Here is a 13,692-nt window from a genome sequence, read left to right as displayed (position 1 = left end):
TACCCACAGAAGGTCTACTCATTCGGAGGAAGCGAGATGCAAACTATCATCAATCAAGCCGTGCGCCTGGCGGTTATTGGCACACTGGCCGGCGCGTATCTGCCGGCCGCAATGGCGTCCAGCCATCGCGAAGCACCGTTCATTACGCAAAGCCCCAAGGTCGACGGCACCGACTTCTATATGTTCCGCAGTTACGAAACCGGCCGCAGCGCCTTCGTCACGCTGATTGCCGACTACGTGCCGCTGCAAGACCCCGGCGCCGGCCCCAACTACTTCGCCATGGACCCGAACGCGCTGTACGAGATCCACATCGACAACAACGGCGACGCCAAGGAAGACCTGACCTTCCAGTTCCGCTTCAATAACACCAACAAGGACACCAAGCTGACCGTGGGGGGCAAGCAGGTGTCGATTCCGCTGGTGATCAACGGCGGCGCCATCGCCGCGCCTAACGCGGCCGGCGCCAACATCCGTGAAACCTACACCATCAACGTGGTGCGCGGCGACCGCCGTACCGGCACCAAGGCCGCCGTCACCAACGCCGCCGATGGCGGCACCACCTTCGACAAACCGCTCGACAACATCGGCAACAAGTCGATTCCGAACTATGCGGCCTATGCGGCGGCGCACGTCTACAGCGTCAACATCCCCGGTTGCAGCACGCCGGCGCGGGTGTTCGTCGGCCAGCGCAAAGACCCGTTCGTGGTCAATCTGGGCGAGACCTTCGATCTGGTGAACATCAAGGCGCCGGCCACCGAATTTGCCGCCAACGCGGAAAGCGCCGCCAAGGATGATCTGGCCGGCAAAAACGTCACCGCCATCGAAATGGAAGTGGCGGCCTCCTGCCTGACCGCCGCTGGCAGCAGCGATCCGGTGATCGGCGGCTGGACCACCGCCAGCGTGCGCCAGGGCCGTTTGCTGAATCCGACACCAAACACTGGCACGCCATCGAAAGAAGGCGGCGCCTGGACGCAGGTATCGCGCCTCGGCATGCCGCTGGTGAACGAAGTAGTGATCGGCCTGAAGGATAAAGACACCTTCAACGCCAGCAAGCCTTCCGGCGATACCCAGTTTGCCACCTACGTGACCAATCCAACGCTGCCGGCGCTGATTGAAATCCTGTACGGCAGCGCCGGCGCCAAGGCGCCGACCAACTTCCCGCGTAATGACCTGGTGGCCGCGTTCCTGACCGGCGTTAAAGGCCTGAACCAGCCAGCCACTGTCACCCCGTCCGAAATGCTGCGCCTGAATACCAGCACGCCAGCGGTCGCCATGGGTAGCCAGAACCGCCTGGGCGTGATCGGTGGCGACAACGCCGGCTTCCCTAACGGCCGTCGTCCCGGCGATGACGTGGTCGATATCGCGCTGCGCGTGGTGATGGGCAAACTGTGCACGCTGAACCTCGGCTGCGCACCGGCCGATGCACCTGCTGGCGGACTGCACTTCACCGACGGCGCTTATCTGGACGACAGCTTCTTTAACACCAGCTTCCCGTATCTGAAAACGCCGCTGGCCGGTTCGCCGCAAACCGGCGCCGTGGCCCAAGCCGCGCGGAGGCTGCCATGAGAACACTCAGCCTGATGTTAGGCCTGAGCGCGCTGCTGGCACTCAGCGCCTGCGGTGGCAGCAGCAGCCACTATGAAGCGCCTACGCCGCCCGTTACGACGCCGCCTCCGGTCTCAATGGTAGATGCGTTTTTCACGGCAGTACTGGCAATCATCGGTGACGGCAGCGAAACCACCACCGAACCGCAAGCGATCGACAGCATCGTCGCTACCGCACCGGAAGATACCGAGCCAGTCGTACTGAAGTAACTCACCAGGGCGGACGCCAACACGTCCGCCCTTATTCATCATGCATAAACTCATACTTCTGCTGGCGTGCTGCGTGACCGCTATCGCACAGTCGGCCCCCTACATTCCCGCCAGCGGCCAGTTGGTGGTGGAAACCGTGCCGCGCCGGGGCGATCCTGCGCAACAGGAACTGCGCCGCTTGCGCAGCCAACTGAACGCCAGCCCGAACGACATCACGCTGGCCGCTACCATCGCCCGCCGCTACATCGCGCTGGCGCGCAGCGAAACCGATCCACGCTACCTGGGCTACGCGGAATCCGCACTCGCCCCCTGGTGGCAGCAAGCCGAGCCACCGACCGATGTCCGACTGCTGCGCGCCACGCTGCTGCAAAGCACCCACCAATTCACGCCGGCGCTGGCCGACCTGAAGGCGGTGCTGGCGTCCGAACCGCAAAACGTCCAGGCATGGCTGACGCAAGCCACCGTGCAAACCGTACAAGGCGACTACACCGGCGCCACCGTCAGCTGCGCGCGCGTGTCCGGCCTGTCGATCGAACTTGTGGCCATCACCTGCATCGCCAACATCGGCGCCGTCACCGGCAAAGCCGCCGCCAGCGAACAGCTGCTAGACCTGACGCTATCCCGCAGCGCCAACGCACCGCAGGACTTGCGCGTCTGGGCACTGACGCTGCTGGCGGAAATGGCCCAGCGGCGCGGCGACGCAGCAACGTCCGAAGCCCGCTTCCGCCGCGCACTGACGCTGAGTCCACGCGACAGCTATCTGCTGGGCGCCTACGCCGACCTGCTGCTGGAACAAAACCGCGCCGCCGACGTACTGGAACTTCTGCACGACCAGGAACGCATCGACGCACTGCTGCTACGCCGCGCACTCGCCCTGCAACAAGCCGGCAAGCAAAGCGCGACGCAAACCGATGTGCGCGAACTGGCCGCGCGCTTCGACGCCGCTGCCCAACGCGGCGACACCGTCCACCAGCGCGAACAAGCGCGGTTTGAACTGCTGCTGCGTCACGACGCCAAAACTGCGCTGACCTTGGCGCGCAAAAACTGGGACGTGCAAAAAGAACCCGCCGACATCCGCATCTATCTGCAAGCCGCCGTGCAGGCACGCGATGCCGCCGCTGCCAAACCGGTGATCGACTGGGTCGCCACCCATCACACCGAAGATACCGCCGCCACGCGGCTGATCCACCAACTGCAAGCGGGGACATGATGAAACGATGGCTACTTGGTTTGCTGTTGTGCTGCGCCATGCTGCCAGCGTCCGCGCACAAACCCAGCGACAGCTATTTGTCGCTCGACGTGCAGGGCGAAAAGGTCACCGGCCAGTGGGATATCGCGCTGCGCGACCTGGACTACGCCATCGGCCTTGACCAGGATGGCGACGGCAAGCTGACATGGGACGAAATCCGCACCCGCCACGCCGCGATTGCCGCCTACGCATTGGAACGCTTCAATCTGGCGACCGACGCCGGCGCCTGCAGCGTACAAGTCGGCCAGCAACTGATCGACGACCATACCGATGGCGCCTACAGCGTGCTGCGCTTCACCGCCACCTGCCCATCGTCGCCGGCCACGCTGATCATCGGCTACCGCCTGTTTGCCGATCTCGATCCGCAGCACAAAGGCTTGCTGCGGCTGACGCATGCGGGCGTCACCTCCACTGCGATTTTCGAACCTAGCCATGCGCAACAACGCCTGTCGCTGGCGGCACCGGACCAGTGGCGCCAGTTCAGCGCCTACGTCAAGGACGGCGTCTGGCATATCTGGATCGGCTACGACCACATCCTGTTCCTGCTGTCGCTGCTGCTGCCGGCGGTGCTGCTGGCCGCGCCGGCCAACAACCTGCGCGGCGCCTTCATCGACGTGCTGAAAGTGGTGACGGCGTTCACGCTGGCGCACTCGCTGACGTTGACGCTGGCCAGCCTGTCGCTGATATCGCTGCCTTCGCGATTGGTGGAATCGGCCATCGCCGCCTCAGTAATTCTGGCGGCGGTAAACAACGTCTACCCACTGTTTCGCGGACGGCGGCCGTGGGCGGCATTCGGTTTCGGCCTGATACACGGCTTCGGCTTTGCCAGCGTGCTGATCGACCTTGGACTGCCAAAAGGCGCGCTGCTGGCGAGTTTGTTCGGCTTTAACCTGGGCGTGGAGATTGGCCAGCTGTGCATCGTCGCCGTGTTCCTGCCGGTGGCGTTCTTGCTGCGCCGGACCCGCTTCTACCACCACTTGCTGACCGGCGGCTCCGCCGTCATCGCCTTGGTGGCGCTGGTGTGGTTCATCGAGCGCGCGCTGGATATTCAAGCCCAGTGGATCGGCGTCTGACCATTGGCGGCCAGATAATCGTTCGCCCGCGAAAACGGCTTGCTGCCAAAGAAGCCCTTATGCGCGGAGAACGGCGAGGGATGCGGCGACGTAATCACCAGATGCTTGCCGCTATCGATCAACGCGCGCTTGGCGATGGCATAGCTGCCCCACAAAATGAAAACGATGCGCTCACGCTGCTGCGACAGTGCGCGAATGGCGCTGTCGGTGAAGGTCTCCCAGCCGTGATTGGCGTGCGAACCGGCTTCACGCGCCCGCACCGTCAGCACGCTGTTCAGCAAGAACACGCCCTGCTGCGCCCAGTCGCTGAGATCCGTCTGGCGACGCTCGACGCCCAGATCGTTATGCAGCTCCTGAAAGATGTTCTGCAAGCTGGGCTGCGGCCGATTCCCCTCCGGCACCGAGAAGCAAAAGCCCATCGCCGCACCGGGCGTGTGATACGGGTCCTGTCCGAGGATAACGACTTTGACGTCATCAAACGGCGTCAAATCGAAAGCACGGAAGATATTCTTGCCAGCCGGGCAGCACTGCGTGGCCGCATACTCGGCGCGGACGAAGGACGTCAGCGATTCCCAATACGGCTGCTCAAACTCCCCCTGCAACCGCTGCTTCCACGACTCCTCAATGCGTACACTCATTTGCGTTCCCGGACGATGCCACTGTTTTAGCGTTTCACTCCGGCCGAGTATAACGCCCTTGGCGTAAAATTCATGATTCATCACCGAACGCTACGGGACTATTTTGGACATCCGCTCGCTCCGTTATTTCGTCACCACCGTGCAGCTGAACAGCTTTACCCAGGCGGCCGAATCGATGCACGTCACGCAGTCGACCATCAGCAAAATGGTGCGGCAACTGGAGGACGAAGTCGGCGAAGCGCTGCTGATACGGCACGGCCGCAAGCTGGTGCTGACCGACGCCGGCCGCATCGTGTTTGAGCGCGGACAGGAGATGCTCAACTCCATGCGCCTGCTGAACACCGAGCTACAAGATACCAAGGCTTTGCAGCGCGGCCACCTGACGGTCGGCATTCCGCCGATGATCAACCTGCTGTTCACGCCGGTGCTGAAGGCGTTCCGCGAACGGCATCCCGACATTGAACTGACGCTGCGCGAAGATACCGGCCAGGTCATCGAACGGCTGGTGGCGACCGGCGAGCTGGAACTCGGCATGACCGTGTCGCCGGTCGATCCGTCGCTGGATTTGCAATCGAAGGAAGTGGCCAAGTTTCCCATCTGGGCCGTGGCCAAGCCGGATACCTTCCGCCGCAATGCGGCGACCATCAAGCTGTCCAATCTGGCGTCGATGCCGCTGGTGCTGCTGAAGGATGAATTTGCGTTGACGCGCGCCTTGCGCCAGGTCTTCCAGCAGCATGGACTGGAGCCGGTGGTCACGGCGCAAAGCGGTCAGTGGGATTGGCTGGTATCGATGGCATCGGCCGGCGTCGGCGTGGCCATGCTGCCGGAGCCGTTCATCCATCGACTGAATGGCGTCGAGGTGGCGGCGGTGCGCGTGATCGAACCGGAGATCAACTGGCGGCTGGCCCACATCTGGAACGGCCGCTACCTGTCGCATGCGGCCCGCGCCTGGGTCGAGCTGTGCGAGACCATGCTGTCCGGGCACTGGCTGTAGCCAGACACGGTACTACGGCGACAAGCGCGTAGAATGGCGTCTTTAAAGAGGAACTCAACATGAAAAAAACAGGACTGGCCAAGGCCGACGCAAAAAAACTGATGGGCAAGATGGTAGCGCCGGGCGCCGCCGGCTTCGGCAATGCCGATAACACCGTCATCGACAAGCGCGAGCAGCGCAAACGCGACCAGGCGCTGGGCCTGGTGCCATTCGCGGTCAAACTGAATGATGAACTGGTAAAACGCCTGCACACCCTCGCCACCGAGCGCGGCCAGGATCTAAACCAGACCGTCGCCGAAGTGCTGGCCAAAGGCCTGGACGCCTAAGTCCTTCAGCCCTACCGTCTGCGACAGATCAAAAAGCTCCTGATGGAGCTTTTTTTTTTGCACCAACATTTCGTTCTACGCCTTCGCGCCGACAAATACTTTGGTTTGTGAATATTGGAGAGATTATTTGTGATCAATCTAGCTAAAATAATTCCTAGTAGAAATTTTTCAATCGAATCAATTTTCGTCCACTTCCAAGCAACCAGGAAAGCACCATGTTTTGTAGAGAATGCGGCACCCAGCAGGACGATAACGCAGCCTTTTGCCACGCCTGTGGTAACTCGCTAAAACCGGCGGAGAACGCCATCCACGGAACAGTACCGCCGCCGCTGCCACGCGCGCTTGCACCCAGTCTGTCGGACACCCTGCCTGAAGGCGTGAAAGGCTGGAGTTGGGGCGCTTTCCTGCTGAATTGGATATGGGCGATCGGCAATCGCACCTGGATCGGCCTGCTGGCGCTGATTCCTTATGTGGGCTTTATCTTCGCCTTTTGGCTAGGCTTCAAGGGCCGCGAGATGGCCTGGAAGAATGGCAAGTGGGAAAGCCTCGAACACTTCAACCGTGTGCAGAAAGCCTGGTCGCGCTGGGCGGTTGGCCTGACTCTCGGTTCCATGGTGCTGGGTGTGGTGGCGGCGCTGGCGCTTCCCGCGTATCAAGACTACCTGCACAGGGCGGGACAGCAGGTTGCGCTGGCGGTGGACAACGCCCCGTCGAAATAAGGCAGGAAATCATTTGTGGCGCGCCGCCGATCAGGGCGGCGCGCCAGGCACTTAGCCTGCTGCCAGCACGTTGTGTGCTTGCTCGTCCGCGTGGTACGAGCTGCGCACCATGGCGCCGACGGCGGCGTGTTTGAAGCCCATTTTGTAGGCTTCTTCTTCGTACATCTTGAACACGTCCGGGTGCACGTAACGGCGCACCGGCAGGTGGCTGTTGGACGGCGCCAGGTACTGGCCGATGGTCAGCATGTCGATGTCGTGCTCGCGCATGTCGCGCATCACTTGCAGCACTTCTTCGTCAGTCTCGCCCAGGCCGACCATGATGCCCGACTTGGTCTTCACGCTCGGGTACATTGCCTTGAAATCCTTCAGCAGCTTCAGCGAATGCATGTAGTCCGAACCCGGACGCGCTTCCTTGTACAGGCGCGGCGCGGTTTCCAGGTTGTGGTTCATCACGTCCGGCAGGCCGTCGGCGAAGATCGCCAGCGCTTTTTCCAGGCGGCCGCGGAAGTCCGGCACCAGCACTTCGATCTGGGTTTTCGGCGACAGCGCGCGGGTGTTGGAGATGCACTCGACGAAGTGGGCAGCACCGCCGTCGCGCAGGTCGTCGCGGTCCACCGAGGTGATCACGACGTAACTCAGGCGCAGCTTGGCGATGGTGTGCGACAGGTTGGTCGGCTCATCCTTGTCCAGAGGGTCCGGGCGGCCGTGGCCGACGTCGCAGAACGGGCAGCGGCGGGTGCACTTGTCGCCCATGATCATGAAGGTGGCCGTGCCCTTGCCGAAGCATTCGCCGATGTTCGGGCAGCTGGCTTCTTCGCACACGGTCACCAGCTTGTTCTCGCGCAGCGTTTCCTTGATTTCGTAGAAACGGGTGTTCGGCGAACCGGCCTTGACGCGGATCCAGTCCGGCTTCTTCAGGCGCTCGACCTGTTCGATCGGCACGATCTTGATCGGAATGCGCGAAGTCTTGCTGGCGCCTTTTTGCTTTTCGCTCGGGTTGTACGCTACGATGGTTTCAGTGGTCATAATCAGTTCATTCGTTGGTCGCCAGGACGCGGACTAATTCCTCGGCCAGCTGCTGTTGCACATCCGACAGCTTTGCCTGCGCGCCAACGGTGCGCATATCGACTGTTTCCAGTCCGGCATAGCCGCAAGGATTAATCCAGGAAAACGGGGCCAGATCCATCGCCACATTCAGCGACAGCCCGTGGTAGGTGCAGCCATTGCCGCGTACCTTCAAGCCCAGCGCGGCAATCTTCGCGCCTTTGTGATCGCCGCCGGCCATATAAATGCCCGGCGCGCCTTCAACGCGCTCACCGACGAGATTATACGCCTGCAAGACATTGATGATCGCCTGCTCGATTTTATGCACGAATTGGCGGGCATACAGCTTGCCGCCCGGCTTGTTGCGGCGCAGGTCCATCAGCAGGTAAATCACCACCTGGCCGGGGCCGTGATAGGTGACTTCGCCGCCGCGGTCGGTCTGGACTACCGGGATCTCCGTCGCCCCGGCCAGCAGGTGGCCGCGGTCGGCGCCCAGGCCCAGCGTGTAGACCGGCGCATGCTCGACGATCCACAGTTCGTCGCGCGAGTCCGGCGTGCGGGCGTCGGTAAAGGCCCGCATGGCGGCGAAGGTGCTGTCGTAATCGGCTTGGCCGAGATGCTTGATCTCGGGGAAGGTAGGAGACGTCATCCGGCCATTATACGCCTGTGCGTCACTTTCATCCTGGCTGGTGGCGGGCCAGCCAGGCCTGCACCGACGGCCGCTGCCACTGGAAATCGACGTATTCGCGCAGCTTGACCGGCACCTCGTCGCCATTGCGCACCAGCCGGCTCAGCATGATGGCCAGGTCGGTATCGGCAATCGACCAGTCGCCGAACAGATGCTGCGGCCCCTGCACCAGGCGTTCCGCCACGTGCACCAGCTTGGCGGCGGCCGTCTGCGCGGTCTCGCTCAGCGGCGCGCACGGCTTCTTGAAGAATACGGTCTCGGTATCGCGCTCGACGCGCACCGGCACCAGGTCGCTGCGCACCCAAGCCTGGATTTGCCGCGCCAGCGCGCGCTGGCGGCGGTCCTGCGGATACAGGGCGATGTACTCCGGCGGCGGAAAGCTTTCGTCCAGGTATTCGGTGATGGCGCTCGACTCGGTCAGCACGAATTGCTCATGACCTTCACCTTCCACCAGCGCCGGCACGCGGGCGGTCAGCGCGCGGTCGGCAAACGCCGCCTGCCTCTGCTCACCGCTGCCCAGATCCACCGTCTTGACGCTGAAGGGCAGGCCCTTCTCGGTCAGCGCCACAAACACGGACAAGGCATACGGGCTGGTGAAAAGGCTATCGGCGTACAGTTCAAACGACATGGCGGCTCCGGCTTAGGTAGATTTATTCACATAGTAAACCTTGTGTAAGTGACTGTATAACGGTATATTTTCGCAATTCTTGTTAGTTTTATTCACAAAGTTATCCACAGCATGGCCCGCAGGCTGCCCAATTTTTCCGCATTGCGCGCCTTCGAGGCGGCGGCCCGCCACGAGAATTTCTCGCGCGCGGCGGAAGAGCTGCACCTGACGCACGGCGCCATCAGCCACCAGGTGCGGGCGCTGGAGGAAGAGCTGGGACGGCAACTGTTCGTGCGCAATGGCCGCCAGGTGAAAATAACTAACGACGGCCTGAAATTCGCCCAGTTCCTCGGCAAGGCCTTCGCCGACATCGGCGCCGCCACCGACGCCATGCGCGCCGCCAGCATCAACCAGCGGCTGACCATCACCTCGATTCCGTCGTTTGCGGCGCGCTGGCTGGCGCCGCGTCTCGGTAAATTCATCGAGCTGCATCCGGATATCGAAGTGGTGCTGCAATCGAGCGGCCACATGCAGGATCTGGCGCGCGAGGGCGTGGATGTCGGCATCCGCTTCGGGCGCGGCAACTATCCTGGCATGGTGGTATTGCGGCTAATGGGGGATGTGTACTACCCGGTAGTGAGTCCACACTATCGCGGTGGGCAGCTACCGCTCGCGCCGGCCGACCTGGCGAGGCACACGCTGCTGCGTTCGGTGGAGCGCTGGACGCCGTGGCTGCACGCAGCCGGGGTCGACCTGCCGGAACCGTCCGGCGGGCTGCTGTTTGAGGATTTATCGATGCTGGTGCGTTCCGCCGCCGATGGCAACGGCGTGGCGCTGGTGCGGCATGTGGTGGCGATGCAGGAGATCGCCTCCGGGCAGTTGCTGCGGCTGTTCAACGTCGCCACGCCCAGCCCGGATGAATACTACTTCGTCACGCCGCCCGGTGCGGCAAGCAAGCCGCAGGTGCAGGCGTTCCGCGACTGGCTGCTGGAAGAGATTGCCGCCTTCCAGCGCCAGCACAACTAGAGGTTGCTTCAAAATGAGCGCAGCGAGGCGCGGCGACGAAGACAGTGCACCTGCACGGCTAGGAGCCACAACGAAGCTGCGGTCTTTTTGAAGCGACCTCTTTACATGACAATCTTGACCATCGGGTGAGCCGACAGTTCGGTGTACAGCGCATCGAGCTGCTCGCGGCTGGTGGCGCGCACGGTGCAGGTCAGGCCGGTGTAATTGCCTTTGGCCGAAGGACGGACTTCCATCTTGCCTTCATGGAAATCCTGATCGTGCTTTTGCACAACCGTGGTAATGGTCGGGGCGAAATCGATATGAGTCGGACCCATGACCTTGATCGGGAAGTCGCTCGGATACTCGATGAGGGACTCTGATGGGGGGATCGCTTGCATATTCTTTCCAATCTATAAATATAAAACCTGAGACACCGAACGGCGTCTCAGGCCTATATTGTAGCCGGATCAGGACTTTGCAAGCGCCAGCGGCTCGGCAGCGGGCTGGCCCGACAGGCGCTGCAAGCGGGCCAGCGCCGACTCATTGCCCAGCGCCGGCTGGCTGACCGATTTGCGGATCGCCTCCAGCTCGGCGGCCTGGTCGAGCGGCTTCTGGCCAATGTCGGTGACGATGCGCAAGCCTTCGGCATTGGTGCGGATGGTCTCGGCGCGGCGGGTCAGGGCGCTCAGCGCGCTCGACTGGCCTTGCATGCCTTGCAGCCCCGTCAGCTCGGCCTGGCGCTCGGCGCGCAGCTGCTGCAAATCCTGCTGGGCCCGGGCCGAAGCCAGCGCCTGCATCGCCTTCTTCGCCTGCGAATCGAACTCGGCCAGCTGCTTCGACAGCGCGTCGACGATGGTTTGCAGCTCGTCCATGTACTGGCGGGCGTCGGCTTCTTCCTGCAACTCCTGCGGCATGCGCGCCTTGTTGGACTCCAGCTCGTCGCAGAACAGCGTAATGGTCGATTCCGAAATCTTGCCGCTGGCCAGACGCTCGGCCAGCGTGCCGGCCGCCTGCTCGTCGGTGGCGATCAGCTGGCGCAGCTTGACCACGTCGCCGGCTTCCTTGTCGAACGAGGCACGGGCGGCGGCCAGCTTCTGGGCCGCGCTGCGCAGACTGTCGGCCAGACGGTCGCGGTCGGCCTCGGTCGCGGTTTCCGGATCAAAATTGGCGATCGCTTCGGAAACGCGATTGCCCAGCGCGCCGAAGTGCTTGGTGATCAGGCGCGCGGTCAAACCCCAGCCATTCAAGTTGCTCATGTCAGTCTTCCTTCGTTTTCAAAGTTGCGCATCATTGGATAACGATGCGTTGCTGCTCCACCGGGATGCCAATCACAAAGTCCACATGGATCCCGCGTTTGGATGAATCGCCGTTCACGCTGTTGATAATTTCCGTCGTGATCAGCAAATACTCGTTGCCGCCGCCGCGCAATGTGCGCATATACGGCATGAAATACATCTCTTGGCGCAGGCCGGTGCGGCCGCTGGCGTCGTCCAGCCGCACCTCGGTGCCGGTGAACGGCGGCATGTACGGCGTTTCCGGATCGCCGGCGTCGCGCCAGTAATCCAGGCCTTCGCTGCTGCCGAATACCAGTTCCAGATCCAGGCCCAGGTCGTCCAACTGTTCGCGCCACAGCGTGTAGCTGCGGTCGCCAAGGCCGGTGCCGGCCTGGCCCGTGTAGGCATCCTGATCGGCCGCCGTTTCCGGGATCACGCGCGCCAGCTGGGTGCAGTACATGATCTCGCTGACCTCGCCGCTGGCGTTCTGATAGACCTGCAGGAACTTCTCCTTGTCGTCGCGGTCGCCAGTTTCCAGGTAATAGCGGTACAGTCCGCCCGACTGCTTGAGGCGGAGCTGCGACACGGCCAGGATGCGGGTGTCGTCCGCCTCCGGCAGCGTGATCAGCGAACCGTTGGCGACCGCGCGCAGCAGCGGCGACTGCTGTATGCCGACCACGCTGCCGATGCGTGCGCCGAGCGGCAGGTCGCCATCGGTGCGCGGCGCCTCGTTGCCGGCCAGCTTGGTCGCGCCATTGCGCAGATAGTTGTATGCATCGGTCCAGCCCATCATCAATTCCTTTCAAACGAATAATTCGGCGCGGCGCGCAGGCGGCGGAACTTGCGTACCGAATACACCACCGCCCACATCAGCAAACTCAACACGGACAACCAGGCAAACCAGCGCAGCACGCTCATGAAGAACGATGGCTGCGGCGCGGCTGCCGGCACTGCGGCCGGAGCGCCCAGGCCCGGCATGCCGGTCACCATGACGCCGCCTTCGGTGGCCGGCGCGGTGGCGGCCGGCTGCTGCGGCGCCGAAGTCCCATTGGTGGTAGTGGTCGGGTACGCCACTGGCTGATGGCTCTGGCTCATCGCCCGCCCCAGCATGAAACCCATCACGCCGGCCATCAGGCCATTGCCACTGCCGGACGGCTGCTGCTGATAACCCGGCCCCGGCGCCGGATAGGCCGGCGCGCGGTACACGGGTGACGGTTGCTGCGGCTGGCGCAAGGTATCGTTCAGCGGCGGCAGCGGCTGGTTGTTGGCGGCGGCGCGGCGTTCATCGAGCGTCTTCAGCGCATTGGCGCGCGACGCGCTCTGGTCGACATCGCGCGACATGGCCGAGGTATTGCGCTGCGGCTGGGCCGGCGAACCGGCCTGCTGGCCGAAGGCGCCCGGGCCGCTCTGGCGGTTGGCGGGCGGCGCCGACGGTCTGCTGTGTCTGGCGGCGTTGCTCTTTTGTGAAGAAAATCCACTTTTAAACGAGGACGATGTGCCAGAATGAGAAGTTGCGCCGGCATACACGGGCACATTGCCGGCCACGGCCAGGCAAACCGTCAACAGCAGCGCAGAGCGAAATGACTTCATGATGTGTTTTCACAAAGAGTTGAATGAAAAACAGCATAGCGCCGCGCGTCGGCGGGTGCATCGGTAATAAAAGGCACGCTTCACCATGACACGTAAATACCTGGACATGAATCAGCACGACGCGCTCTACAAGGTGGCGCGCGCGTATCCCGGCGGCATCGACGCCCTGGCGCAGGCGATGGGGATCTCGGTCAACGTCTTGCGCAACAAGCTGGCGCCGACGATTGCCTCGCACTATCCGTCGTTTGAGGAGGTGTCGACGGTGGTGGACCTGTGCCACAAGGCGGGCGTGGCGGACGCGCATCTGCCGCTGCACGCGCTGCTGGTGCGGCACGGCATGGCCGCGTTTGTGATGCCGACGCCGGACAGCATCGGCGAAGATGACCTGTCGCAGACGGTGTGCAAGGTGATGAGTCAGGTGGGGGCGGTGGCGGAAGCCGTCTCCACCGCGCTGATGGACGGCAAGGTCACGGCGGCAGAGGCGGATTTGATCGAGCGCGAGTTTCAGGGCGCGCTATCGGCGCTGGGCGAATGGCGTGCCCGCCTGCGCCTGAAAGCCCAGCAATAATCCGGGGTCAGGTCCTAATCCGGGGTCAGGTCCGGCATTCGGACACGAGCACAACCGTAGCGAAGACTAAGGTTGTGTTCGTGTCCGAATGCCGGACCTGACC

At 62.8% G+C, this 13,692-nt stretch carries 17 protein-coding genes; 9 read left to right on the top strand and 8 right to left on the bottom strand.

Features of this window, described 5'->3' with window-relative positions; all coding sequences use genetic code 11:
• Nucleotides 1-36 precede the first annotated feature (36 nt).
• The 4 genes from GTP69_RS15350 to GTP69_RS15335 all read left to right on the top strand — a co-directional run bounded on the left by GTP69_RS15350 (nucleotide 37) and on the right by GTP69_RS15335 (nucleotide 4,136).
• Nucleotides 37-1,566: a DUF4331 domain-containing protein gene (locus tag GTP69_RS15350; protein WP_161055684.1), complete on the top strand. Its 1,530-nt coding sequence runs from the start codon at nucleotides 37-39 to the stop codon at nucleotides 1,564-1,566.
• Nucleotides 1,563-1,814, top strand: coding sequence for a hypothetical protein (locus GTP69_RS15345; protein ID WP_229260959.1), 252 nt, complete (start codon nucleotides 1,563-1,565; stop codon nucleotides 1,812-1,814). Before GTP69_RS15350 ends, GTP69_RS15345 begins: the two co-directional genes overlap by 4 nt.
• Nucleotides 1,815-1,887: 73 nt before the next feature.
• Nucleotides 1,888-3,024 carry a tetratricopeptide repeat protein gene (locus GTP69_RS15340; RefSeq protein WP_371867952.1) on the top strand — a complete coding sequence of 379 codons (1,137 nt, stop codon included), beginning with the start codon at nucleotides 1,888-1,890 and terminating at the stop codon, nucleotides 3,022-3,024.
• Nucleotides 3,021-4,136, top strand: coding sequence for a HupE/UreJ family protein (locus GTP69_RS15335; RefSeq protein ID WP_161055682.1), 1,116 nt, complete (start codon nucleotides 3,021-3,023; stop codon nucleotides 4,134-4,136). Before GTP69_RS15340 ends, GTP69_RS15335 begins: the two co-directional genes overlap by 4 nt.
• Here the strand turns inward: GTP69_RS15335 and GTP69_RS15330 are convergent.
• Nucleotides 4,112-4,774: a uracil-DNA glycosylase gene (locus tag GTP69_RS15330; protein ID WP_161055681.1), complete on the bottom strand. Its 663-nt coding sequence runs from the start codon at nucleotides 4,772-4,774 to the stop codon at nucleotides 4,112-4,114. The two genes, GTP69_RS15335 and GTP69_RS15330, sit on opposite strands and share 25 nt — an antisense overlap.
• 103 nt (nucleotides 4,775-4,877) lie before the next feature.
• On the opposite strand from GTP69_RS15330, the gene GTP69_RS15325 reads away from it, so the two are divergent.
• The 3 genes from GTP69_RS15325 (at nucleotide 4,878) to GTP69_RS15315 (ending at nucleotide 6,813) form a co-directional block, all read left to right on the top strand.
• Nucleotides 4,878-5,768, top strand: coding sequence for a LysR family transcriptional regulator (locus GTP69_RS15325; RefSeq protein WP_161055680.1), 891 nt, complete (start codon nucleotides 4,878-4,880; stop codon nucleotides 5,766-5,768).
• A 59-nt stretch (nucleotides 5,769-5,827) separates the two neighbouring features.
• Entirely contained in the window at nucleotides 5,828-6,094 is a 267-nt protein-coding gene (locus GTP69_RS15320) for a hypothetical protein (RefSeq protein ID WP_161055679.1), read from the top strand.
• A 215-nt stretch (nucleotides 6,095-6,309) separates the two neighbouring features.
• Complete coding sequence (locus GTP69_RS15315; protein ID WP_161055678.1) at nucleotides 6,310-6,813, top strand: zinc ribbon domain-containing protein; 504 nt, start codon at nucleotides 6,310-6,312, stop codon at nucleotides 6,811-6,813.
• Between the two features lie 51 nt (nucleotides 6,814-6,864).
• Here GTP69_RS15315 and lipA read toward each other — a convergent pair whose 3' ends face one another.
• Genes lipA through yfcF form a run of 3 tightly spaced genes read right to left on the bottom strand, consistent with a single transcriptional unit; the run spans nucleotide 6,865 to nucleotide 9,173 of the window.
• Entirely contained in the window at nucleotides 6,865-7,839 is a 975-nt protein-coding gene (lipA, locus tag GTP69_RS15310; protein WP_161055677.1) for a lipoyl synthase, read from the bottom strand.
• A gap of 7 nt (nucleotides 7,840-7,846) precedes the next feature.
• Complete coding sequence (lipB, locus tag GTP69_RS15305; RefSeq protein ID WP_110845972.1) at nucleotides 7,847-8,506, bottom strand: lipoyl(octanoyl) transferase LipB; 660 nt, start codon at nucleotides 8,504-8,506, stop codon at nucleotides 7,847-7,849.
• Nucleotides 8,507-8,534: 28 nt separating this feature from the next.
• On the bottom strand, nucleotides 8,535-9,173 hold the full coding sequence (yfcF, locus tag GTP69_RS15300) for a glutathione transferase (protein ID WP_161055676.1): 639 nt from the start codon (nucleotides 9,171-9,173) through the stop codon (nucleotides 8,535-8,537).
• A 111-nt stretch (nucleotides 9,174-9,284) separates the two neighbouring features.
• On the opposite strand from yfcF, the gene GTP69_RS15295 reads away from it, so the two are divergent.
• Nucleotides 9,285-10,178: a transcriptional regulator GcvA gene (locus tag GTP69_RS15295; RefSeq protein ID WP_161055675.1), complete on the top strand. Its 894-nt coding sequence runs from the start codon at nucleotides 9,285-9,287 to the stop codon at nucleotides 10,176-10,178.
• A gap of 101 nt (nucleotides 10,179-10,279) precedes the next feature.
• Here GTP69_RS15295 and GTP69_RS15290 read toward each other — a convergent pair whose 3' ends face one another.
• From GTP69_RS15290 to GTP69_RS15275, 4 genes are all read right to left on the bottom strand, one after another.
• Entirely contained in the window at nucleotides 10,280-10,555 is a 276-nt protein-coding gene (locus GTP69_RS15290) for a DUF493 family protein (RefSeq protein WP_161055674.1), read from the bottom strand.
• Between the two features lie 69 nt (nucleotides 10,556-10,624).
• Nucleotides 10,625-11,413, bottom strand: coding sequence for a hypothetical protein (locus GTP69_RS15285; protein WP_161055673.1), 789 nt, complete (start codon nucleotides 11,411-11,413; stop codon nucleotides 10,625-10,627).
• A gap of 31 nt (nucleotides 11,414-11,444) precedes the next feature.
• On the bottom strand, nucleotides 11,445-12,224 hold the full coding sequence (locus GTP69_RS15280) for a DUF2491 family protein (protein WP_229260958.1): 780 nt from the start codon (nucleotides 12,222-12,224) through the stop codon (nucleotides 11,445-11,447).
• Nucleotides 12,224-13,021 (bottom strand): hypothetical protein, encoded by a 798-nt coding sequence (locus GTP69_RS15275; protein WP_161055672.1) that lies wholly within the window; start codon nucleotides 13,019-13,021, stop codon nucleotides 12,224-12,226. Before GTP69_RS15275 ends, GTP69_RS15280 begins: the two co-directional genes overlap by 1 nt.
• An 85-nt stretch (nucleotides 13,022-13,106) precedes the next feature.
• Here GTP69_RS15275 and GTP69_RS15270 point away from each other — a divergent pair, with 85 nt between their 5' ends.
• Nucleotides 13,107-13,589, top strand: coding sequence for a phage regulatory CII family protein (locus GTP69_RS15270; RefSeq protein WP_161055671.1), 483 nt, complete (start codon nucleotides 13,107-13,109; stop codon nucleotides 13,587-13,589).
• Nucleotides 13,590-13,692: the final 103 nt, after the last annotated feature.

This window comes from Duganella levis (assembly GCF_009857605.1).
Classification (GTDB): domain Bacteria; phylum Pseudomonadota; class Gammaproteobacteria; order Burkholderiales; family Burkholderiaceae_D; genus Rugamonas; species Rugamonas levis.
This window is presented reverse-complemented; position numbering and strand designations above follow the sequence as displayed.